Annotated in this window: 15 protein-coding genes and 2 rRNA genes; 4 read left to right on the top strand and 13 right to left on the bottom strand. The window is 36.7% G+C overall.

From position 1 onward, the window contains the following. Positions 1-22 precede the first annotated feature (22 nt). Positions 23-3,508 (top strand): sodium:solute symporter family protein, encoded by a 3,486-nt coding sequence (locus EDM02_RS04095; RefSeq protein WP_123663307.1) that lies wholly within the window; start codon positions 23-25, stop codon positions 3,506-3,508. Between the two features lie 632 nt (positions 3,509-4,140). On the opposite strand, the gene EDM02_RS04100 is transcribed toward EDM02_RS04095, so the two are convergent. From EDM02_RS04100 to EDM02_RS04120, 5 genes are all read right to left on the bottom strand, one after another. Continuing rightward, positions 4,141-5,664 (bottom strand): hypothetical protein, encoded by a 1,524-nt coding sequence (locus tag EDM02_RS04100; protein ID WP_123663309.1) that lies wholly within the window; start codon positions 5,662-5,664, stop codon positions 4,141-4,143. Between the two features lie 759 nt (positions 5,665-6,423). Beyond that, positions 6,424-7,671 carry a M28 family peptidase gene (locus EDM02_RS04105; RefSeq protein ID WP_123663310.1) on the bottom strand — a complete coding sequence of 416 codons (1,248 nt, stop codon included), beginning with the start codon at positions 7,669-7,671 and terminating at the stop codon, positions 6,424-6,426. 511 nt (positions 7,672-8,182) lie between these two features. Beyond that, a complete protein-coding gene (locus EDM02_RS04110) occupies positions 8,183-8,716 on the bottom strand; it encodes a hypothetical protein (protein WP_123663313.1) in 534 nt (177 codons plus the stop codon). 317 nt (positions 8,717-9,033) lie between these two features. Further along, a 5S ribosomal RNA gene (rrf, locus tag EDM02_RS04115) occupies positions 9,034-9,145 on the bottom strand. A gap of 175 nt (positions 9,146-9,320) precedes the next feature. Further along, positions 9,321-12,222: ribosomal RNA gene (locus tag EDM02_RS04120) — 23S ribosomal RNA — on the bottom strand. A gap of 604 nt (positions 12,223-12,826) precedes the next feature. On the opposite strand from EDM02_RS04120, the gene EDM02_RS04125 reads away from it, so the two are divergent. The 3 genes from EDM02_RS04125 to EDM02_RS04135 all read left to right on the top strand — a co-directional run bounded on the left by EDM02_RS04125 (position 12,827) and on the right by EDM02_RS04135 (position 14,994). Next, positions 12,827-13,621, top strand: a complete 795-nt coding sequence (locus tag EDM02_RS04125; protein ID WP_123663314.1) for a thymidylate synthase — start codon at positions 12,827-12,829, stop codon at positions 13,619-13,621. 73 nt (positions 13,622-13,694) lie between these two features. Beyond that, positions 13,695-14,210, top strand: a complete 516-nt coding sequence (locus EDM02_RS04130) for a metallophosphoesterase family protein (protein ID WP_184891140.1) — start codon at positions 13,695-13,697, stop codon at positions 14,208-14,210. 13 nt (positions 14,211-14,223) lie between these two features. After that, a complete protein-coding gene (locus EDM02_RS04135; RefSeq protein WP_123663316.1) occupies positions 14,224-14,994 on the top strand; it encodes a TatD family hydrolase in 771 nt (256 codons plus the stop codon). Positions 14,995-15,380: 386 nt separating this feature from the next. Here EDM02_RS04135 and EDM02_RS04140 read toward each other — a convergent pair whose 3' ends face one another. The 8 genes from EDM02_RS04140 to hflX all read right to left on the bottom strand — a co-directional run bounded on the left by EDM02_RS04140 (position 15,381) and on the right by hflX (position 24,559). Then, positions 15,381-16,763 (bottom strand): TolC family protein, encoded by a 1,383-nt coding sequence (locus EDM02_RS04140; RefSeq protein ID WP_221179606.1) that lies wholly within the window; start codon positions 16,761-16,763, stop codon positions 15,381-15,383. A 4-nt stretch (positions 16,764-16,767) separates the two neighbouring features. Continuing rightward, positions 16,768-17,430, bottom strand: a complete 663-nt coding sequence (locus EDM02_RS04145; protein ID WP_123663320.1) for an ABC transporter ATP-binding protein — start codon at positions 17,428-17,430, stop codon at positions 16,768-16,770. A 5-nt stretch (positions 17,431-17,435) separates the two neighbouring features. Further along, positions 17,436-18,521 (bottom strand): efflux RND transporter periplasmic adaptor subunit, encoded by a 1,086-nt coding sequence (locus tag EDM02_RS04150; RefSeq protein ID WP_123663322.1) that lies wholly within the window; start codon positions 18,519-18,521, stop codon positions 17,436-17,438. A gap of 3 nt (positions 18,522-18,524) precedes the next feature. Then, positions 18,525-19,748 carry an ABC transporter permease gene (locus tag EDM02_RS04155; RefSeq protein ID WP_123663325.1) on the bottom strand — a complete coding sequence of 408 codons (1,224 nt, stop codon included), beginning with the start codon at positions 19,746-19,748 and terminating at the stop codon, positions 18,525-18,527. Between the two features lie 60 nt (positions 19,749-19,808). Further along, positions 19,809-21,023 (bottom strand): ABC transporter permease, encoded by a 1,215-nt coding sequence (locus tag EDM02_RS04160; RefSeq protein ID WP_123663327.1) that lies wholly within the window; start codon positions 21,021-21,023, stop codon positions 19,809-19,811. Positions 21,024-21,031: 8 nt separating this feature from the next. Beyond that, positions 21,032-21,955: a tyrosine-type recombinase/integrase gene (locus EDM02_RS04165; RefSeq protein ID WP_123663329.1), complete on the bottom strand. Its 924-nt coding sequence runs from the start codon at positions 21,953-21,955 to the stop codon at positions 21,032-21,034. Positions 21,956-21,990: 35 nt separating this feature from the next. After that, on the bottom strand, positions 21,991-22,185 hold the full coding sequence (rpsU, locus tag EDM02_RS04170) for a 30S ribosomal protein S21 (RefSeq protein WP_123663331.1): 195 nt from the start codon (positions 22,183-22,185) through the stop codon (positions 21,991-21,993). Positions 22,186-23,353: 1,168 nt separating this feature from the next. After that, positions 23,354-24,559, bottom strand: a complete 1,206-nt coding sequence (gene hflX, locus EDM02_RS04175; protein WP_123663333.1) for a GTPase HflX — start codon at positions 24,557-24,559, stop codon at positions 23,354-23,356. Between the last annotated feature and the right edge of the window lie 262 nt (positions 24,560-24,821).

Raw genomic sequence — 24,821 nt, forward strand, 5'->3', positions numbered from 1 at the left:
AGCAAAATATAAATATTTAATTATGGTAAACATTGATTTAGTAATTGTAGGGGTATTTTTAATCATAACGCTTGCAATTGGGTTTTATTACGGTAAAGGAATCACAACCTTTCAAGATTATGCGGTCGGCAATAGAAAAATGACTAACCTAGTCATTACCATTTCCTTAATCGCCACTATCTATGGAGGCAACATGTTAAGTTCTAGGCTCAATATATATTATGATCTAGGCTTGTATGAATTGATTATGGATTTAGTACATCCTATTGCGTTCTATTTAGCCTCCAGATTTGTAATTATAAGAATGAAGGAATTTGTAGGCCACCTTTCTATAGCTGAGTCTATGGGAAGCATGTATGGTCCAACGGTTCGAATGCTTACAGGAATATTTGGTATCATGATGACGATAACATTGTTAACCTGTCAGATCAAAATTGGGCTAAACATTACGGCTATTTTATTTCCTGAAACAGCCCTATTTTCGACTCCTTCAGCTATATTTTTAGCTACATTAGTAGTTTTTTACGCTACATTTGGAGGAGCTAGGGCGGTAGCTCTAACAGATGTTTATCAAGTTCTTCTTTTTGGCCTCTGCTTTCCTATGCTCTCTTTTGTACTTTTATACTATGCCAAAGATCCAATAGCTGGATGGCAAAAACTTATGGATATGCCACAATTTAACATAGGCAAAATGCATATTTGGAACAATGGAATCATAAGCAAGGTACTTGCCTATTTTATTTTTAGTTTTGTATTTTCTTTTAATCCTGCACCTATTCAACGTTTTTATATGGCACCTTCTGTATGGAAAGCTGCAAAAGTTTTTAGCAAAAGCGCTATCATCCGAATCATTTTACCTATGCTTTTTTTAAGCGTGGCAATAGCTTTATATGTAGGTGGGCATGTGATCAAACCAAATCAAAGTGTACTCCATTACATTATAGGTCTGCCTTACTTTCCGGGTATGCGTGGTATTTTAGTAACTACTATTATAGCTTTGCTTATGTCTACCGCTGATTCCAATTTACACGCGGCTTCTGTTTTATTTGCAAATGATGTATGGCCTATGATGGGTAGTTTAACTAAACGAGTTGGTAAGCCCTCACTCCAGGTTGTGCGGGTGGCTTCTGTTGTAATAGGAATCATTAGCCTTTTTTTAGTCTTACATACAAGGAATAATGCACAATTATTTATCAAAACGGCTAGTATATATGGCCCGGTTGTTTCTATTCCTTTCCTCATGGCTTGTTTTGGTTTTAGACCCAGATCTATTACGGTCCTATGTAGTATGGGTATAAATATCATCTTAGCGATTTACCGTATATATTATACCAATCAACTTATATCATCACAGAACATTTTTAAACCACTATTTTTTAGTGCACTTATTTTATTGGTTATCCATTATATACTCCCTCAATGCCCGCATACGGGCTGGGTGGGCATTAAAGAACATAGTCCAGTGGATTTACAAAATCAAGCCACCAAACAGTGGTGGAAGGAACGCTTACAACGGCTTACCCTTCCATTTACCAAATCATATCGAAAAACACTTTTTCCTAAAAAGGGAAGCACCTTTATATTATTTGGTATCTATGTAATCATCAGCACCATTATAGCCCTTTGTTTTATACAAAAAGATTATTTCTTCCCTTATGTCTATGGATATATGTCTTCCATGGCAATAGGAACGATCTTAGTCATCTATCCCACTTTTCACTCCTATAAGAAAGAGGGCAACGCCCTTCTCCATTGGCTATGGCCTGGATTGGTAGGTATGCTACTTTTTGTAGCTAACCTACAATTTGCAAAATTGGGCCATTTTAGCCCTATGGTTTGTGCCCTATTTGTCTCTAATCTAACTTTGGGTATCGTCTTTTTGTCTTTAGAAATAAGCATGGCTATGCTAGGGATAGCCATAATAACCCATTTATGTATTCCGCCTAGCGTTCCTTTTTGGAACTGCTTCTGGGCTGGATATAACGAAATTTCTATAGAATTAATTTTTGCTATGCTGCTAATCACTGCAGCAATGGTGGGTTTGGGTACCTATAAACACTTACGGGATAAAGCTAACGCTAAACTCAAAGTTATAGAGCTTAGGGGAAATTATGAACGACGCATCGCTTTAGAAGCCATTTATAACCAAGCCAACTGGTCCAGGCTAGATATGACCCATGGTAGCAAGCTGCTGCAAGAAATGGGTGCAATGCTGCAAAAACCTTGTCACTATCTTTATACCCATGGTCAAGAACAACTGGGAGAAAATATCAATCTATTTATGCATAAACTGCAGAAATTTAGCAGCTTATTATTACAAAGAGCTAAGGAAGAACGTAGCCTAGAGTTAAATCAGAAAGCAGTAAAGCCAATAGAAATCGAACCCACTATTTTAAAAGTTTATGGGGTCATTCGAGGGTTAGGGGAGCCTATGCAATTGCTTTTGCGCAACCACACAGAAGTAACACAGCTATTAACAGATCCTTCACTTTTTGAATGTTTTTTAACCTTAAATATATGGGAGATTAGCAAATGTCCACAAGCTGCAGATCATATGGTTACGTTAACCGTTTCTGATACCACTTTACGTTACGATTATGCAATAGTTACCCAAACCGGGAAAAAAATGCTTACCTTGCCCGCCCTGGCATTTTCGATCAGTACCGATGATAGCACACAAAATATTCTACCAGCATACGATATCATGGACAAAATACCTCCTGTTTGCTTGCCTAAAACGGAACAACAGTTTTATCAAGCAGAAAGTAGGCAAATTGTGCAAGCCCATGGTGGTTATATCGAAATCATGGAAAGCAAAGATGCTTTAACATGCCTCTACGTATTACCGGTATCGGGCAAAAATGTGATGCATTTTAAAAATTACAATCCTACCGATTTGGCTGCTAATAAGATAGGTGAAACAACCGAAAGCTTAGCGCAAGAAAGAACGTTAGTAGAATTGCTTACAACAGAAACCAATCTGACCAAAGAAATGGTGGAAAAAACCATTGCTTTTATTAAAAATGCGCATGGTCTTGTGATACGTAAATCGGGAGCGCCTTATTATACGCATCCTATGGCCGTAAGTAAGATACTGCTAGATGTCACCAAAGATCCATCTACCATTCTAGCTGGTTTGTTGCATGATGTAGTAGAAGATACACCGGTAACCTTAACCCAAATAGAACTCATGTATGGCCCTGAGGTTGCTTATATTGTAGATAGAGTCACCCATTACAATACAAATGGTTACCCTTGGAAATTCAGTGATATAGAAAACAAAAATATGCTGGGCCAATGTGTTAACATCCGTGTTATACAGGTTAAACTAGCTGATAGGCTCCACAATACCCAAACTTTATATGCACGTGAATGGGCAGATCAACAACGCATAGCCAAAGAAACGCTTTCGTTCTATATTCCATGGGGGGAAAAAAATAATATCTACTCAAAGTGGTTAACAGAAATGCAGCATATCTGTGAAGAAATTTTGAATAGAAAAGAATAGCGCTTATGTATGCAATGGGTCTAATGCAATAGCTAAACTTCCTACACAGTATCCGTTCAATGGTGTGGCCTATGCGTATTTTTTCATGTTCGTATTTAGAAATAGCGCAATAATGTAAGTTTATAAAAAACGCGCCTTGAACAAAGCTGTGACTAGAAAAATTCAGACTGAAAGGTAGTAGAAAATCAGCCTGTTTGAGCCTACTCTTCGTCTGTATCCGTTCAGTAGAGTGGCCAATTAGAAATAGCGCAATAATGCAAGATCATAAAAACGCGCCTTGAACAAAGCTGTGATTAGAAAAATTTAGTCTGAAAGGTAGTAGAAAATCAGCCTGTTTGAGCCCAAGGCTGTAGGCCTGGGCGAGTTCTGATTTTCAGCTTTCAGACTGAATTTTTCAACAGCTTTGTTCACCAGCGCTTGATTTTTTTTGGCTACTTTTTTTGATCAAGCAAAAAAAGTAGCTTTAAAATAAGTAGTTTTTAAAAAAAAATGGATAAAATCATCAATAATCTATAAAATATGGCTGCCATGCAGCTGAACAGATACAAATAAAAAGGACCTTTAAATTAAAAGCATTGCTGCCACGCACGTGAACAGATATATTTAACTGGACAATACCCATTTACGCAATGCTATGAAATCTTCCGTGCTACGGTAGATTGATAACATGAAATTTGGGTTAGAATAAGGTGAAGCGTATAATAATCTTGTTTCATGGCCTCAAAAACCAAATCAATATCAAATTTATTGCCAGTTTTTTTCTTAATCTTATCATAAGTAAATATAGCATTATCCTTATCTTTTTGCTGTTCAGCTAATTGTAGGATATATAATTGAATTTTCTGAGTTACAGGTGTAGGCTTATATTGACCATTCTTTTTTATAACAATTGCAGATGCCTGCAAATTATTGTTTAGATGGTGCCTAATATTTTCAGCAGATTTATTACTATCCCAAGGTTCATTATAAGAACTATCATCAGCATAAGTAACGTCAGAGGGAGGCTTATCATAAAAAGGTTCATCATAAAAACTATCACCATCAGCAGCAGCGTAGGAAGGAATATCATCAATAGGACAGCTAGCAATTTTAAAAGGCATAGAAGACGTAGAAGGCATAGAAGACGTAGAAGGTGTAGAAGACGTAAAAGGCGTAGAAGTCGTAAAAGGCGTAATACTACTGCTATTTACGGATGCATTTCCTGTAACTTCTATCTGCTTCACACATGTATTTTCCAATACATCTATATCAGGTATATCAGGAACTGCAAAACAAAAATCTTGTTCATTACTTTTTGTATTCGCTATATATTCACCTAAATAGGTAGCAAACACATTTTTATCTTTTTTAGCTACATTTAACCATTTTTTTAAATCATTAGACTTAAACAGGTTCCAGCATTTTTTTTGTGATTTACAGTTTAAATTTAACTTATTTAAGCATTCGCCAAATGTTAGTGCTATGATTGTATCATTCAAAACTTGATGCTTATCTTCTTCACTCTTTTTAATCCGTATACGACCAATACATTGCTTTAATACATCCACGTCATTGCTTATATAAAAACACTGCTCATTTCTAAACCTAGTGGGAGTGTCACCAGAGGGACATACATAACACGTATAAAAGGTTTTAAGCTTTTTTAATAAAATCTGGATTTGCTCATCCTTTTCAGCATTATCGTCAATTTGTTCCAAAATTTCTTCCAAACGTTTATAAATTTCATGATAGGTATTCCAAACTTCAGCAATTATATTAAAAGCGGTACCATATGCAAAAAGCTTAGATTTAGATTTAGATTTAGCATAAAAAGTAGGATGATCCAAAGAAGCCAAACAATTGTATAAACTTTTAGGATAAGCTTTTGAATCAATAAAACTTTTACATAAATGCTTCACTGTAGTGGGTAAAGTACAATCATTTTTCTTATCCAGATGCCTTATAACTATAGGTGCATTAGATAAGTGATCTATTGGCGGAAGTTTATTACCATCCTTATTACGCAGCACTTTACACAACGTTTGAATTTCCTGATTCTGAATTCCCTGATTACGCATTTGAAACGTATTACCCTCTTGGCAATTGCTTAATAACATCCCAGCTAACAAAAGATGCAACATATAAGAAATATGATTTGTATTTCTTATATGGATCATTTTGGATTTTATTTTTTTTGTAAAATTAAAGCTTCCGATCGAAAAACCCAAACATCTCTTTCTTAAGAAGCACGTGCCTTTTTTAGATAAAATACATTTCATGGTTTATGATAATTTTTGTTTTTTAGAATGATACTTGTTTTTTATTTGCTTTTTTATTCTTTACCAACATAATAATATTATGATGTAGGGTTGCTAACCTAGCATAAATTTTCTAAAGCACAAAGCGTGCTAAAGAAGTTTTAACCATAATTTTATATATTGGATACCGTAAATTTTACGTCTAAATCTACCATAAGTAATGGCAAAATGCAGCATCTATAGCTGCAATAGCTTGCGTACACTTTATTCTTAATCCAACACTTTGGTATCCGTTCACCTGCGTAGCAGCCATATTTTATAGTATCCATTCACTTGCGTGGTAGCCATATTTTATAGATTATAATAATTAAAGCTACTTTTTTTGCTTGATCAAAAAAAGTAGCCAAAAAAAATCAAGCGCTGATGAAAAAACTGCTGAAAAAAAAGGAAAAAAACCGAAAATCAAATCTCGCTCCTACGGAGCTCAGACAAAGTGATTTCCTTTCTTTTCTTTCCACAGTTTTTTCAAGGCGCATTTTTTATAAACTTACATTATTGCGCTATTTCTAAATAGGCATAGGCCATTCCACTGAACGGATACGTTTCTCCTCACCCTAAAAAGTAAAAAGATTTCTTTTCGTGTTGCTTGTTTGCTTGTACGGAGATAGCTTAGGTTCTTTATTGGGCTATTGTGCTTGTGCTTGTGCTTGTAGTTGGGCTTTCTATTTCTGTTTCAGGTTTTTCTGCTGTTGTACTAGAAACCAATCCTTCAGTTATTTCCTTTAAATTTTCTACCAGTTTGGTAAATTCTTTAAAATTTACACTACCGTCCGCTATAGTATCAGTATTTTTATGATAATTTTTGTTTCTACTATCAGCTGTATCTGAAATCATTATAGCCTTATCAAAACCCTCTCGCCAAAAAGATGCATGATCAGATCGCTCAACAAGCCGTCCCAATATAGGGAACCAATGTGGTGCTGAAAAATAATTTATAGGAAATGCTACCTTAGCGTTCTTAGAGGCTGACATACATCGGTCTGCAAATTCTTTTGACGCTCCCCGCTTGGAAACAAATACAGCTTCATTACCTATATCAGGATAGCCCAATAGCTTAAAAAGAGGAGCTAAAGAAATACGACATATAGAAGGAAATTTTTGACTACCTGGTTCATTAGAAAAGTATCCTATACTTTCAAGTACTACTACTTCCATATGCTCCCCCTTTTCCCTAGCCATTTTTGCATAAACCCTACTGCCCATAGTATCTACTCCATATTTTGCTGCCGTTGCTTTTCTGTCTACTGCTTTGGAATCTAAACTATACGGTTCTTCTTCATTAGGAAATAATACAAATTTTAAAGTTTTTTCAATTTTTCCCTCATACTTTAGCATATGCTTGGCAATTTCCAAAACCCCGGCTACTCCTGAAGCGTTATCATCTGCTCCTGGTGAACCATCTACAGTATCATAATGCGCTCCGATTACAACGCATTCGTTATTTGTATTAACATCAGGATTGCTATTAACAATAGCTTCTATAATAGTCATTTTATAAGGGTTACCCTTAATAATTTTATTAGTATCATATTCATTTTTAAATGCTTCTCCTGTATATTTTGCAGTATAAGGGATAATAGTAAGGTTGGTACTGCTATATCCTGCTTCTCTAAATGCTTCTTCAATATACTTAGCTGCTTCATTTAATTTTTCAAAATATGCTATATTTCTCACGCCTATTGTCTCTGACAAATAGCTTACATGCGCCCTCAAGCGTTTTTCTGTCTCTTCTAAAGAAGAAGAGGTTGGAGCAGTTGGATTTGGATTTGGTAAACGATTGACCTGTTGTGTTCCATTAGAACAACCAAATTGAGAAGTAACCATAGAAAAAAGAAATAGTTTTTTAGTGATATGTAAAGTATGCATAATAGGAATAAGGAATGGGTTTTAATTTATTTAAATTATAAGTTAATTAATTTATATGATACTATTACTAGTATACCGGATAACCAGTAATTGAAAATATGTATCCGTTTACCTGCGGGGCAACCATATTTTAATAGATTACAGAAAATAGCTAATATTTAATAATTGATGATTTTATCCATTTTTTTTAAAGCTACTTCTTTTAAAGTTTTAAAGCTACTTTTTTTGCTTGATCAAAAAAAGTAGCCAAAAAAAATCAAGCGCTGGTGGACAAAGCTGTTAAAAATTCAGTCTGAAAGCTGAAAATCAGAACTCGCTCTATGATTACTCAATAGATTTGGGAAGCTGGCAAGGCGCACGAGGGTGAAGCGCACGCAGCATAGTACCCACTATGTGAGTACGCTGAATCCCGAAGCGGAACGCAGCCAGCTTTCCAAAGACGAAGAGTAAGCTCAAACAGGCTGATTTTCTACATTGCTCTCAGACTGAATTTTTCTAATCACAGCTTTGTTCAAGGCGCATTTTTATGATCTTTTTCTTCTTTTTCTTCTTTTTCTTCTTTTTCTTCTTTTTCTTCTTTTTCTTCTTTAATAGCTAGACCGTCCTCAGCCGCTTTTTTTACCTCTGTATAAAGCTCATGAAAACCCTGATAGACTTTAGCAATCTCATTGACCGCGCTACCATATGCAACCTTACTGTGTAACTTTCCACCTGAAATGCCTGATGCTCCGCTCTTAAAAGTAAACATATCGATATTACCAATAGTATCTATATGCTTGGCCGATGTAAAAACATCCATAGCATCTCTAATCTTTCTGATATCAAATTTATTAACAGAATCCTCACGAATCTTATCGTAAGTAACAGCCGGATCATTAGATCCAGATGCTTCTTCAGTGTACGAAGAACATTCTGAATCTGAACTAGTTGGATTTGGATTTGGATTTGGTGAAGGATTGACCTGTTGTTTTCCATTAGAACAACCAAATTGATAAGCGACTATGTAAAATAGAAATAGCTTTTTAGTAATATTTAAAGTATACATAAAGAAATAAATTTTAATTTATATTATATATGATGTTTTAATACTATATCCTACTTGATACTACTGGATAACCAGTAGTTGAAAATAGGCCTATACCGGAATATACATAATAATTTTTATTTTTAACAAACTAGGATGCTAAAGGATGCTAACAATTCATAGCTAACAATTCATATTAGCACATACGGTAATAATAAAGAGTATTTGTTTACATGCGTGACAGCCATTTTTCAATAGCCACGCACGCGAACAGATCTATTATGCACATAAAAAAAGCGCTAATCATCTATAATAATTAGCGCTCTACAAAAAATTAAAAATGGCAACTACCTACTCTCCCACGTGTTACCGGAGTACCATCGGCGCTACTGGGCTTAACTGCTCTGTTCGGAATGGGAAGAGGTGTACACCAGCGCTTTCGTCACCTTTATTTTTCAAATCCTTTTCAAATCCCCTGTAATAACTGTAATAATAATATATTATATACAGAATAATATAATATATACAGATATGGTAATATATATATTTTTGCCACATTAAATGGTACAAATTACATACAAAATAATATAGTAATTGACTATTGTAAAAGCAAAATCAAGCACATATGTAAGAAACATTCGGGTAATTAGTATTACTCAGCTTTGCCATTTCTGACTTTACACTTGTAACCTATCAAGGTCATCATCTTTAACCACCCTTATTGAAGTCTCATCTTGAGGCGAGTTTCGTGCTTAGATGCTTTCAGCACTTATCTCTTATAAACGTAGCTACTCAGCAATGCAACTGACGTCACAACTGATACACCAGCGGTTTACCCAACCTGGTCCTCTCGTACTAAGGTTAGCCCCTCTCAAACTTCTAACGCCCGCAATAGATAGAAACCGAACTGTCTCACGACGTTCTGAACCCAGCTCGCGTGCCACTTTAATGGGCGAACAGCCCAACCCTTGGAACCTGCTTCAGCTCCAGGTTGTGACGAGCCGACATCGAGGTGCCAAACCTCCCCGTCGATATGAGCTCTTGGGGGAGATCAGCCTGTTATCCCCAGAGTACCTTTTATCCTTTGAGCGATGGCCCTTCCATTCGGAACCACCGGATCACTATATCCGTCTTTCGACTCTGCTCGACTTGTTTGTCTCACAGTCAAGCACCCTTATGCTATTGCACGCTACATACGATTACCATCCGTATTGAGGGTACCTTTGAAAGCCTCCGTTACTCTTTAGGAGGCGACCGTCCCAGTCAAACTACCCACCAAACACTGTCTTCTTCTCCGAAGAATTAGATAACACATAGATAAAGGGTGGTATTTCACCGACGACTACTTACGTAGCCTCCCACCTATCCTACACATTATCCACATATTATCAATGTTAAGCTATAGTAAAGGTTCATGGGGTCTTTTCGTCCCATTGCGGGTAGACGGTATCTTCACCGCCACTCCAATTTCACCGAGCTCGTGGCTGAGACAGCGCCCAGATCGTTAAACCATTCGTGCAGGTCGGAATTTACCCGACAAGGAATTTCGCTACCTTAGGACCGTCAAGGTTACGGCCGCCGTTTACTGGGGCTTCTATTTAGAGCTTCAGCCTTACGACTTAACCCCTCCTATTAACCTTCCAGCACCGGGCAGGTATCAGACCTTATACTTCATCTTTCGATTTTGCAAAGTCCTGTGTTTTTGGTAAACAGTCGCCTGGGCCTCTTCACTGCGGCCTTCCAACCCTCAAAAAGAGGATTAGCGAGGCACCCTTTCTCCCGAAGTTACAGGGCTATTTTGCCGAGTTCCTTGGCCACGAATCACTCGAACACCTTAGGATATTCTCCTCGACTACCTGTGTTGGTTTACGGTACGGTTAGCTAGCACTTAACAATTAGAGGCTTTTCTTGGAAGTATGATTAGGGCCATTATCTGCTCTCCCGAAGGATCACAGTACTATTACCTTCGACAAGTGTAGTGGATTTGCCTGCTACACCTATTATCTACGGGCTTTAACCTTCTAATTCGTCAGAAGGCAGGCCTTTCACTCCTTCGTCCCCCCATCTCTATTACTAGCTAGTATCGGAATATTAACCGATTATCCATCGCCTGCGCCATTTGGCTTCAGCTTAGGGCCCGACTAACCCACGGATGACAACCATGGCCATGGAAACCTTAGTCTTACGGTGTAATGGTTTCCCACCATTATTTTGGTTACTCATGCCTACATTTTCTTTTCTAATAAATCCACTAATAATCACTTATTAGCTTCGGCTTCATTAGAATGCTCTCCTACCCCTTGCCTGCCCTAAGGCAGGCAAGGCCATAGCTTCGGTAATATACTTTATGCCCGTTCATTATCGACGCCCTGTCGCTCGATCAGTGAGCTGTTACGCACTCTTTAAATGAATGGCTGCTTCCAAGCCAACATCCTGACTGTCTAAGCAACTGGACCTTCTTAGTTCAACTTAGTATATATTTGGGGACCTTAGCTGATGGTCTGGGTTCTTTCCCTCTCGGATCAGGACCTTAACGCCCTAACCCTCACTCCTAAGTAAAACTGATAGTATTCGGAGTTCGTCTGGACACGGTAGGTTACCCCCCTAGTCCCATCGGTAGCTCTACCCCTATCAGTATACGCTTAAGGCTGTTCCTAAAAACATTTCGGAGAGTACGAGCTATCTGCCGGTTTGATTAGCCTTTCACTCCTACCCACAACTCATCCAAGAACGTTACAATATTCACTGGTTCGGTCCTCCACGTTGTTTTACCAACGCTTCAACCTGGTCATGGGTAGATCACCGGCTTTCGCGTCTAACTCCTCTGACTTAACGCCCTATTCAGACTCGCTTTCGCTTCGGCTTTTCCTTTCAAAAGGATTTACCTTGCCAGAAAAGATTAACTCATAGGCTCATTATACAAAAGGCACGCCGTCATTTTAATTAAAAAAACTCCGACTGCTTGTAAGCGTATGGTTTCAGGTACTATTTCACTCCCTTATTCAGGGTACTTTTCACCTTTCCCTCACGGTACTTGTTCACTATCGGTCTCTTAGGAGTATTTAGCCTTACCGGATGGTGCCGGCAAATTCAGTCAGCCTTTCACCGGGACTGACCTACTCAGGATACCAACCAAACTAATAAGAATTACCTCGACAGGGCTTTCACCTTCTATGGCTTACTTTTCCAAGATAATTTAAGTTCTTGATATTAGCTTATTCCGTTGGTCCTACAACCCCACAATAGCCAAAACTACTATGGTTTGGGCTTTTCCACGTTCGCTCACCACTACTTATGGAATCACTATTTGTTTTCTCTTCCTCTGGATACTTAGATGTTTCAGTTCTCCAGGTTTGCTTTTCTTGCTTAAAGCAAGAAATACTCTATAAATTAGAGTGGGTTGCCCCATTCAGACATTTGCGGATCAACTCGTACAGACCAATCCCCGCAACTTATCGCAGTTTATCACGTCTTTCATCGCCTCTAAGAGCCAAGGCATCCCCCATACGCCCTTTATTATTTCTTACATACTCTTGAAATTGGAATATGCGCATTTTTTTTCAAAAATGCATCTACCCCATTTTTTGCTTTTACAATAAGTCAAAGAACATATTTTCAAAAATCATCGAAAATCGATGATTTTAAATTTTAATCCCGTTACACCGCGTTGGCGCTAGATAAGATTTGTAAATGATTTTATCAATTTTCTTTAGTTCCCTAATTGGGAAACCCTAATGCAAAGATACATTGTTTTTTTAAACGCGCAAATATTTTTCAGATAAATAATATCTGATTGGAAAAATATGTATAAAAATATCTGGAAATCATATAAATTTAAATTTATTTTTTTAAACATTACACTACCAACAGGCATAAAATAAAGAAGCATGTAACCCAAAGTGAGCTATTGATTAACACAAGCTCTATAGGTAATACTTGCAGGTTGGTTACCTATCCATTATAGTATAATTTAGTTATATATCCATTATACTTATACTATAATAGTCGCTCTTTTGTATGCTGTATCCGCTCACCTGCGTAGCAGCCATATTTTAACAAAAAGACGTATTAAACCATATTATATATTAAACTATATTATATTTAAAGATCAAATCTTGACTTGTAAAAGACATGAAGCAATATTTAACTTTACTCCAGCATATTATAGCAGAGGGTATTGACAAAAAAGATCGGACGGGAATAGGCACCAAAAGTATTTTTGGTTATCAGATGCGATTCAACCTAAATAATGGATTTCCACTAGTAACCACAAAAAAAGTTCATCTACGCTCTATTATTCATGAATTGATTTGGTTTTTAAGCGGTCATACCCATATAGCTTACTTACACAAGCATGGGGTTACTATATGGGATGAATGGGCAACGAAGGAGGGAGAACTGGGCCCTATTTATGGTTACCAGTGGAGGAGTTGGCCTACCGCAACAGGAGAAAAAATTGATCAAATCAGCTCTATTATAAACGAAATCAAATGTAACCCAGATTCCCGTAGATTATTGATCAGTGCTTGGAATGTAGGGGAAATTCCTAAAATGGCATTGCCTCCTTGCCATGCTTTTTTTCAATTTTACGTAGCAAATGGCAAACTATCTTGTCAAGTTTACCAGCGTAGTGCAGATGTTTTTTTAGGAGTTCCCTTTAACATTGCCTCTTACGCATTGTTAACCATAATGATGGCACAGGTGTGTAAGCTACAGCTTGGTAGCTTAATCCATACATTAGGAGACGCCCATTTATACCATAATCACCTTGAACAAGCAAATTTACAACTCAAGCGAGAACCCTATGCATTGCCTACCATGCAAGTTCGTCAAGAGGTAACAGATTTGTTTAGTTTTGTTTATGAAGATTTTACACTACTACATTATAACCATTATCCAGCTATTCAAGCGCCTATTGCAGTATAACATTACGTATGATAAACCATAATAAATTTGTTGTGCAATTGGGGACAAAACAAACTTTTACTTGTGCCTAATTATGAAAATTGGTTTACTCTCTGATACCCATGGATGGCTTGATCCTAAAATCTTTGATCACTTTGAAAAGTGTAATGAAGTGTGGCATGCAGGAGATATTGGAGATCCCAAATTGCTAGCCGCATTCGATAATTTTAACTGCTTTAGAGCAGTATATGGCAATATTGATGAAAAGGCCATAAGACAAAAATTTCCTGAATTCCAAATTTTTCAATGCGAACAAATCAAGGTATGGATGACCCATATAGGCGGTATACCCCCTATATACACACCGCTTATACGTGCAAAACTCAGTCAAAAACAACCCGACATTTTGGTATGTGGCCATTCACATATTTTACGTGTTATGCGCGATATAAAACGCCCTCCGCTCCTTTATCTCAATCCGGGTGCGGCTGGACGCCATGGTGCACATTACATGCGTACGCTTTTACGTTTCGAAATAGATAACAACAAAATTGGTAACATGGAAGTTATCGAACTGGGAACCAGGTCAACGCTAATAGATAACCATTAACCTTTTATGCATTATGCAACTTATTGATACACATGCACACCTATATACAATTGATTGTCAAAAAGAATTATCACTATCGTTAGAAAGAGCACAAAAAAATTATGTTGCCAAAATCTACATGCCCAACATACATGAAGGAACCATAGCAAGCATGATGGATGTGGCAGCAGCCTACCCTACTACGTGTCTGCCCATGATGGGTATCCATCCTTGTCATATAACAAAAAATTTTACCTCTCAACTATATCTAGTAGAGGAATGGCTTGCTAAAGACTCTTTTGTAGCAATTGGTGAAATAGGGATAGATTTATACCATGATACTGCTCTATGGAAGGAGCAAAAAGAAGCATTTACTATCCAACTTAACCTAGCTAAGGCCTATCATCTTCCCCTTTCGATTCACTGTAGAAATGCCTCTAAGGAGATGATGCAATTGCTAGAAAAAGCACAAGATGGCTCATTACGAGGTATTATTCACTGCTTTTCAGGCAATTTAATAGAGGCAGAAAAGTATATACAATTGGGTTTCAGCCTAGGTGTTGGCGGCCTTATTACCATATTAAAAAGCGGATTGGCAGAAACAATAGCAGCTATAGACCTTAAACATTTGGTTTTAGAAACAGATAGCCCCTATCTAACACCGGAACCTTATCGGGGCAAACGCAATGAACCAGGTTATTTACTTTACATCGCAGAAAAACTTGCAGAAATAAAACAGATAACATTAACAGAAATTGCATCGATAACCACCCAAAATGCAGAAAAAAATTTTTCACCAAGCTGATTAAAGACATCCGTTCACTTGCATAACCATATTTTGTAGATTACAGAAAATGGCTAATATTTAATAATTGTTGATTTTATCCATTTAAAAAAACTACTTCTTTTAAGGCTACTTCTTTTACAGCTACTTTTTTTGCTTGATCAAAAAAAGTAGCCAAAAAAAATCAAGCGCTGGTGAACAAAGGTGTTGAAAAGTTCAATCTGAAAGCTGAAAATCAGAACTCGCCCAGGCTTGCAGCCTTGGGCTCAAACAGGCTGATTTTCTACTACCTTTCAGACTGAACTTTTCTAGTCACACCTTTGTTCAAGGCGCGTTTTTTATGGCCTTGCATTATTGCACTATTTTTAATTGGCCATTGGGTGAACGAATACGGCTAGATTAGATATCTAACGCAGTTTAATAGTACTACCCTTTTTGATGTTTTGTACAAAAAAATCCCTCCCTCCCATCAAATGATACAACTCAAATTCTGCTTTTTTTACTTTAAAAACTGCATCTATTACATCGTATTCTGCTTGTTGAACCTCTTTTTCTGCTTCCCGCAATTCAAGTAGCTGTATTTGATGAAGTCGATACTGTTCTTTTGCAACCACTAATTTTTGTTTTTGTAGCTGCAGTTTCTCTTTTACTATTTTATGTGAAGCTATAAGATGATCATAGGCCCCTCTTTTATCTTCTAAATGGGCTTCTGCCGTTAGCTTGTCTTTAGTTAAATTAAGTTTTTCATGATTTAAATGCATACGTGCTTTTTGAATTCGTGCAGGTAACAATAGCAAGCCAGCTATATCTAGATTAAGACTAATCCCAATATTTAGCGACTTGCTAAAGGTCTCATTCGTATGGCTAAAGGGTTGCTGCTTACCCACCGGACTATTTTTAAAATCATACGTATAACCATCATTCAAGCAAAAATTACTAGATATGCTTAAACAGGAAAGTGGATAAGAGACCTTAGTTTGCGTTAATTTAGTGGCAGCTATGGCTACTTTGTTTTCTTGTATAACTGTTTCCAAATCAACCACTTTTTCCTTTGTAATGGCCGTAATATCCCACATAGGTTGAACAGAGGTATCTGATTGCACCAGTATGGTTGTATGTAGTGGCTTGCCAAATATTATATTTAAATGGCGGCGATTTTTTTTAAGTGCTTCCTGGTCCTCCAACCAGGTTAATTTTGCTTTTTTTAAGGTCAATTCAGCATTGAAATAATCTATTTTTGATACTATTCCCAATCTAAATTTTTCTTCATCTATTTTTAACTTGGCTGCCGCAACCCTGACAAGGGTATTAGACAGTTCCCATCTTTTTTGTGCCAATGCCAGTGCATAATAAGAGGTAACCACGCGTTGTAATATTTCACTTACTGATTTTACTGCAGTTAAGTTAACTACTATATTGTTTTTACGGCGAATCTTAGTAGCAAAAATATTATTAAAAAGGTCTAATTTCCATGTTAATGTAATGGGATCTGATTGAAAGGAAAAATTTGCACCTTCCTTACGCCAACTATTCTGTTGGCCCAGCCTGTAGGCAACTGTAGGAAACCATAGGTTAACACTTTCAATTCTATTCTCCAATAGCGATTCTTTTTTTTTGTTTCCAGCTATTTGAATATCCAAATTTTCTTTTAAGGCCATGTCTATTGCTTCTTGTAAGCTGATGGGCTTTTCCTTAGCATTTGCTGTTACATGCATTAAAAATATGCCACTGCCTATTATACCTAAGCGCAACCATTTAACCCATTTTTCCATCATCAACCTATTTAACAAAAAATTATTGAACAATTTTCCCATCTGAAATTTCTTGAATACTATTACATTGCCGTGCTACCTGAAGGGAATGTGTTACAATAAGAATAGTATTTCCCTCTTTATTCATTTGCTTAAGCAGCGCCATAATCTCATGAGAAGTACTACTGTCTAAGGCTCCTGTTGGTTCATCTGCCAAAATTAAGGGAGGAGCCGTTACCAATGCGCGTGCAATAGCCACTCTTTGTTGTTGACCACCCGAAAGTGCGTTCGGCTTATTATAGGCATGGGCAGACAATCCCACCCTATCGAGCATGGCTAATGCACGTTTGTGGCGCTCCTGCCTTTCTATACCTTGGTAATAAAGTGGCAAAGCTACATTCTCTAAAGCAGTTTTAAAGGGAATTAAATAAAAACGTTGAAAAACAAAACCAATCAACTGACTTCTATACTTACTAGCTTGTTGGCTAGAAAGGTTTTTTATATGGACCCCATTGAGGTAGTAATCCCCTTTGTCATAATTGTCTAATATACCAATAATATTCAACAGTGTAGATTTGCCAGCACCAGATTGTCCCATTAAAGCCACAAGATCTCCCTTTTCAAGATGAAAATTTATGCCCTTCAATACCTCTCTGGTAATCGTACCCGTTTGGTAGGATTTATATAACGCCTGAATTTGGATCATGCCAATTATTCCTCTATAATGAGTTGATCTGCCTCGGTAAGGCCTTCTTTAATCTCTGTATAGAGGCCATCTGATAGCCCTAGTACAACATTTTTATTAATATTTTCAGTTCCATTCCAGCATTTTACGAAATAAGTATGGCCTTCTTCTTGAATCATTTTATCTGGTATGGCTAATACCTGCTGCACTTGCTCCACTATTACCTCTGCAAGTACTACATAACCAGCACGTAATATAATTTTGGATTTTTTTGGTTTTGATATAGTACCTTCTATATCAAACTTAACGTCTCCTCTTTCTAATCCTTTTTCATTGGCCTTCGGTGCAATGGTAGTTAACGTAACTTGGAATTTTTCCTCTGGAAAGGCATTTAATGAGGCTTCAAAAGTCATTCCTTTGGTAAGGTACACTACATCTAGGTCAGTTACTTGTGCAGAAAACATAAATTGATCCATGTCTCCAATAATGGCCACAGTAGTTCCACCTTCAGATTGGGTACTCGTTTCTTGCACCATACTGCCCTCTTTAGCTGGTAACGCTAAAATGGTTCCCTTTGTAGTAGCTTTAATAACATTTACATCTATACCTTTTTCTTTGGTGTATCCACGCTGGGCAATTTGCAAATGTTTTTGGGCCATAGCAAAATTTTCTTTTTCTTTTTCCCAATCGGTTACAAACTTTTCATATGCTTGCTTTGCTAACATCTTTTTTTTAAAAAGTTGCTCATTTCTCAGGAAATTAGTTCTAGCTTCGTTGCGTGCAATAGAAGCTAAACGTAACTTACTCTCTGCATCCTCTATTGCTTTGGTACTGGGTTGTATTTTAATACGAGCAATAGCTGCTCCCTGTGGGATATAATCCCCTACCCGCACAAATAACTTTTCTACCACACCGGTCATATGTGTCTTTAGTTTAATTTCTTTATGGGGTATTAAATTACCAGAAAAAACTTTTTTATGTACAATATTTCTACGGGTAGGCTGCTCTGTTTTAATGGTCACTGTAGGTAACCTTTTATAAACTTTAGAATAAGCAAAATAGCCTCCAGCTACTACACACAAGACTACCACAAGTTTAGTTATAATACGCATTATTTATTCATTATTTAAAGCATCTATTGGTTTAATGTACAATGCCCTTTTAGCAGGGATAAGACCAGCCAAACAACCTGAGCATACCAAAATGGCTAGGGAAACCAACGCAATGGTGTATGAATATTCAAAATCAGTGCAACCCGCATGCTTAGCGATAATAGGCAATAGATAACGGTTAATCCATTGTATCAAGCCTATGCCTATGCTTATACCAATGATACCAGCCATCAAGTTAATAATAATTGATTCCAGTAAAATTAGCCCTATGATATCTTTTGATCCAGCCCCAAGCACCTTACGAATGGCAATTTCTTGCGTACGTTCCTGCACTACAACTAACATCATATTCCCAACATTAAAGAGACCACTTAACAAAAAACATAAACTAATCAGCCAAATAAATCCCTGTATAACTACAAAAAGCGTTTGAAAAAATTTAACCCTTCTGTCTGGAGGGAAAATATACAGTGCATACCGATCTTCCCATTTAAAATGAAGTCGTTTAGCTAAATACGTTCGAATCTTTTTTTCTATATCTTTAGCGTTTTGTTTAGGCTTTAGGATACAGTTCATACGATGAATGGTATCAATGCTTGTCGGAAACAATACTTTAAAGAAGGTGTTGGGAATAATTACGGCCTTGTCATTCTCATAATCAACTACTTCCAATACACCTATAATACAAACCATGCTACTACCTATTGAGATAAACTTCCCAATGGCTGCATGTGTACCAAACAATTGATTTTTTATTTTTGAGCCAAGTATACAAACCGGTAATTTTTGTGCTAGATCTCGTTTAGTAAAAAAACGCCCTACTGCAAGCGCTAAATTGTTTACTTTTTCATACCCCACCCGAACACCTAAAATAGGGCTGTCTTGTTTTTCTTGCGCATACGAAATGGAATGATAATGCTCAAAAATAGGCATGGCCTCCTCAAAAACATTCAAATGATGGACCATATGGTCTGCTAACGCTTCAGTCAAAGGTAGCCTACCAGCAGCTGTATAGCCTGGCTGAATATAGATGATATCGTTGCCATAGTTATGAAATTTTTGCATGGTACCCTTATAAAATCCTCTGCCGCCTCCTTGCAAAAGAACCAGTATGATCATAGCCCACATAACCCCAAATCCCGTAAAAAAGGTCCTTACTTTGTGCTCTCTGAGGCTGTTATATACTTCAACCAAACTTTGGTATTCAAACATCTTATTTAATTGCACATCCTTGGATTCTTGAACAAGCGCAATATAATGAAAAATTAAGAAAACGTCTCCTTCCTATTATTTTCCACCCAATGCCTGCACCGGTTTTATTTTTACAGCCCTTATAATGGGAACAATACTAGCTAAACAGCTTGCTAGAAATATAAATCCTAACCCGCCCATAATAAACTCAGAAGGACATGTTAACTTCGATAAATAATATGACTTAATTAGTGGCACTACTGCATTATTAAGCAATTGCAGTAGGACAAAACCTGCTGCAAAACCTATTATACCCGCTATAAAGGTTACAAGCGCTATTTCCCATAAAATCATAGTTCCAATTTCTACTGTACGTGCACCCAATACCCTTCGAATCGCAATCTCTTCTATTCTTTCATAAATGGTTACCAGCATCATATTACTAATACCTACTATACCTGTTAGTAAGAAACAGACACCTATAATCCAGTTAAAAGTAGCTACATTTTTAAAAAAATTATGCCATTCATTGGCATGGCGGGCTACACTACATATAAAAAGCGATTTTTTATCGTTGATATCAAAGTTTAAATGGCGCGAAAAATAAGAACGGCATTGCGCTTCTGTTAGTTCTATATTCGCAGTTGGTCTTAAGGTAAGCCGAATCAACCATACATAACGACTCTCCCTAGGAAATATCTTCTTAAAAAAGCTATTGGTAACCAATAGATCCGAATTTCTACTAAGCACAAGGTCATTAGTCTGATCTAACACACCTACTACTTGCAATCCCTTACTGCCTAACAGAATATATTTGCCAATAGCCTTTTCTTTCCCAAAGAGTTGTTCTTTTAGCTTTAAACCTATTATACAAATATCGCTTGCTTCTGCCTCATCATGCGCCGTAAAGAAACGTCCTTCTTGTATGGACAAATGTGCCAATACCGCATAGCCAGGCTCGAGCCCTATAATCGAAGTGTATCTTTCACTTTTTTTGTCTTTATAGGTTACAACGTGATTATGACACAAGATAGGGGTAGCTTGTTGGATGCCTTCCAATCGCTGATCTAAATTCGAAACCATGGACGTTGGAAGGTCTATTCCAGCATACCCTGTTGTGTAAATCAACATCGTTTTTTCTCCAAACTGTGCAAAAGACTGGGAAATACCGTTGTGAAATCCATTACCCGTAGCCAATAGCAATACAAGCATAAAAATAGCCCACAACACACCGAACCCCATAGAAAGGGATTTTGCTTTATGGGTACTAATACTTTCATAGGCTTCTCTTAAGGAATGTAAAAAATACATAATTTTTACTAAAAAGTGTAAGCATCAACATCTTCTTCTGCCCTGGGATGGGCTTTTTTAAAGACCTCTTTTAATTTCGTCAAAGAGGTATGGGTATATATTTGAGTGGCAGCTAAACTTGAATGGCCCAGTAGCTCTTTAATAGCTTGTAAATCAGACCCATTATCAAGCAAATGTGTAGCAAAGGTATGCCGCAATATATGAGGACTGTGCTGGCTGGCCCGAATAGTTGGAAGTAAATATTTTTTGACTACTCGATAGATAAACATGGGATAACAGGGTTTCCCCTGGTCTGTTACAACTAAATTCTCGGTAAGGGAGTAACCCATTTGTTCTTTTTTTAATACATATGTTTCTATCAACTGCTTTAATGGTCGTGGAAAAGGGATAATACGCTCTTTATTGCGTTTGCCTACCACTTTAAGTGTGCCATCTGTCAAGTTTATGTCTGATGCACAAAGGGCTAAAAGCTCAGCCAAACGCATACCTGTTCCATATAACAGCTCCAATATTAACTGATCACGTAAGCCAGCAAAGGTAGTACCAAATGTATGTTGGTCTAAAAAAGACAACCATTCTCTTTTTTGAAAAAAAATAGGCAAGCTTTTTTTCCATTTTAAACTTCTCAATGGCTGAGTGGGACTAATTACGATAAGCGCTCTTTTTTGTAAAAAAGCATAAAAGGTACGTATAGTAGCTATTTTTCTATTAATAGAACGATGGTTAAGCCCCTCTTTAGCTAAAAACATAATCCATCCACGTATATCTAGTGTGGTTGCTTCTGTAAATTTTTTTGGAACTGCTTGATTAGATAAATAATGCATAAACTGCCTTACATCCGTTCTATAAGAGATAACCGTATGCGAACTTACCCTCCTTTCTACTGTTAAATAATCCTCAAATAGAGATATAAAATTTTTATTATCATGCATACATCACGCAGATGAGCGGTTTGACCCATTCCTTTTTATACCCTTTCTCTGTTAAGGATGCTATATTTATAAATCGCCTTTAATTTTTCTGCTTTTCTTCTATTGGCCGGTTTAGTATAATACATACGCTCCCTAGCCTCTCTGAGTACACGTACACGTTCTACTTTCTTTTTAAATCTTTTAAGCGCCCTATCAAAAGTTTCGCCTTCCTTTACTTCTACAAAGATCATGGTTTTTTCAAATTTAGATGCTTTAAATTATAATGGTTTAAAATATGCTATTGCATGCTATACCACAAATCTAATCCAAAACTAGAGTAAGCGCAAGATTTAAGCCTACAATTATTTTTTTTAAAGTAAAGGAGGCATACAAATTGGATTATTATACAAAAATTTGTAAGTTTAATATCTAAAACCAGCTGTTTATCTATACATTTAATTTTTATACCCACTGTTTATCTATGATATCATTTAAAACTGGCTTTGCTATTGCCATAGCACTATATATGTGCGTTATGATGTATTTGTTATTTCATTATGTAAGGGACAAATACTTTCGTAATTAACCATACATAACGAAAATATACACAGTCGTAGTCAGTGTCAATCAAAATTGTAAGAATAACCTAGCCAAATGCAAGATAGAGGTAAGCATAAAGCATAGGTGATAGATTTTTTTGCACACTGCTGAAGCAAATGCAATGCTATTATTATAATTACACATATAATTATGCATGCTATTTCTGTGTATCCGTTCAGTCATGTGGCCTATGTGTTATTTGTTCTCGTTCGTACCTAGCAATAAGTACAATAATACAAGATCATAAAAAATGCGCCTTGAACAAAGCTGTGATTAGAAAATTTCAGTCTGAGAGCTTAGTAGAAAATCAGCCTGTTTGAGCCTACTCTTCGTCTTTGAAAAGCTGGCTACGCTTTACCCCACCAGATATATCATCTGGCGGGGACCCCTGTTCCGCTTCGAGATTCAGCGTACTGGGGGTATCTGTTCAGTGGTGTGGTTTATGCGTATTTTTTCACGTTCGTATTTAGAAATACGCAATAATGTAAGTTTATAAAAAACGCGCTTTGAACAAAGCTGTGACTAGAAAAGAAAGGCTGCAAGGTATTAGAAAATCAGCCTGTTTGAGCCCTAGGCTGTAGGCCTGGGCGAGTTCTGATTTTCAGCTTGCAGACTGGAATTTTCAACAGCTTTGTTCACCAGCGCTTGATTTTTTTTGGCTACTTTTTTTGATCAAGCAAAAAAAGTAGCTTTAAAAGAAGTAGTTTTAAATAAAAAGAAGTAGTTTTAAATAAAATGGATAAAATCATCAATAATCTATAAAATATGGCTACCACGCAAGTGAGCAAATACCTATTTTATGCTGTTGATGAAGTAGGCTTAATAACCAGTTTTTATATATCTTCTTGCCTGAATAGGTTCTATTTCTTTTATAATGATTTCTTTTAAAAGATCTATATGCAACTGCTGCTTAGCAGAGATAAATACAGTATTGTGCTCATCAATAGCATTACTATAGTGTCCTTTTTTTAAGATTACTTCCTTAAGGGTATCCACTTCTTGGATTTTTGTTGTTATGCCTTCTTGGCTTGTTTCTACTGTTTTTATAGTTGGCTCTATAGCGTCAATCTTATTGAAAACTAAAATTCTGGGCACATTTTCTGCGCCTATTTCTGTCAATGTCTGGTCAACTATTTTTATATGCTCCTGAAAACTAGGATGTGATGCATCTATAATATGCAAAAGTACATCTGCTTCTTTAATTTCTGTTAGCGTAGATTTAAAACATTCTATTAATGTATGGGGTAATTTACGGATAAATCCTACTGTATCAGTTAATAAAACAGCATTATTGTTCAAAAACACTTTACGTACAGTAGCATCTACTGTAGCAAATAGCTTATTGTCAGCTAAAATATTGGTTTTGGATAGCAGTTTCATCAAGGTAGATTTCCCCACATTGGTATAACCTACCAAAGAAATCCGAACTAAATTAATGCGAGCCTTACGCCTGGTAGCACACTGTTTCTCAATGGCTGCCAGCTTTTTACGTAGAATGGTAATTTTATTTTGAATGACTCTTTTATCTGTTTCCAATTCTTTTTCACCAGGACCACGCATACCTGCACTTCCACCTTTTTGGCTTGAAAGATGCGTCCACATTCTGGTAAGTCTTGGTAATACATACTGATACTTTGCTAGTTCTACCTGGGTTTTTGCCTGTTTGGTTTGTGCCCGCATAGAAAATATATTGAGAATCAATAAACTTCTATCCAATATCTGGCATGATAATAATTTTTCTAAGTTACGTACCTGTGGAGGAGAAAGTTCATCATCAAAAATAGCGTAACCAATGTTTTCTGTCTTTATACAGTCAGCTATTTCTTCTATTTTTCCTTTTCCTACAAAGGTAGCACTATGTGGGTGGTCCAATCGTTGTATAAAAGTTTTTACAATCTCCAATCCCCAAGTGCGTGCCAAAAAAGCTAGTTCTGCAACGTATTCTTCTGTTTGTGCTAATGGTTGGGTCAGCGTAGTTAGGGCTATGAGAATGGCTGTTTTAGAAGTTGAAAGTGCCACTGGCATAGACGCTTTATTACTGTGCGATCCTATATTTATTGGTGTATTAAGGGTAATAGACATTTGGAAATATTTAAAATAGGAAAATTCAAGCGTCTAAAGTAAGCTTTAGAAATTTGACTGTCTAACTAACTATAACTAACTAACTTAACTAACTATGATTTTTGATAAAGCTAATAAATATTTGATAAAGCTAATACACGCAACCCATGTTCGTATTTTTCTCATTATTATTTTATTTATTATTTTATTTTAATATTTTAAATTT

The organism is Candidatus Cardinium hertigii (assembly GCF_003788695.1).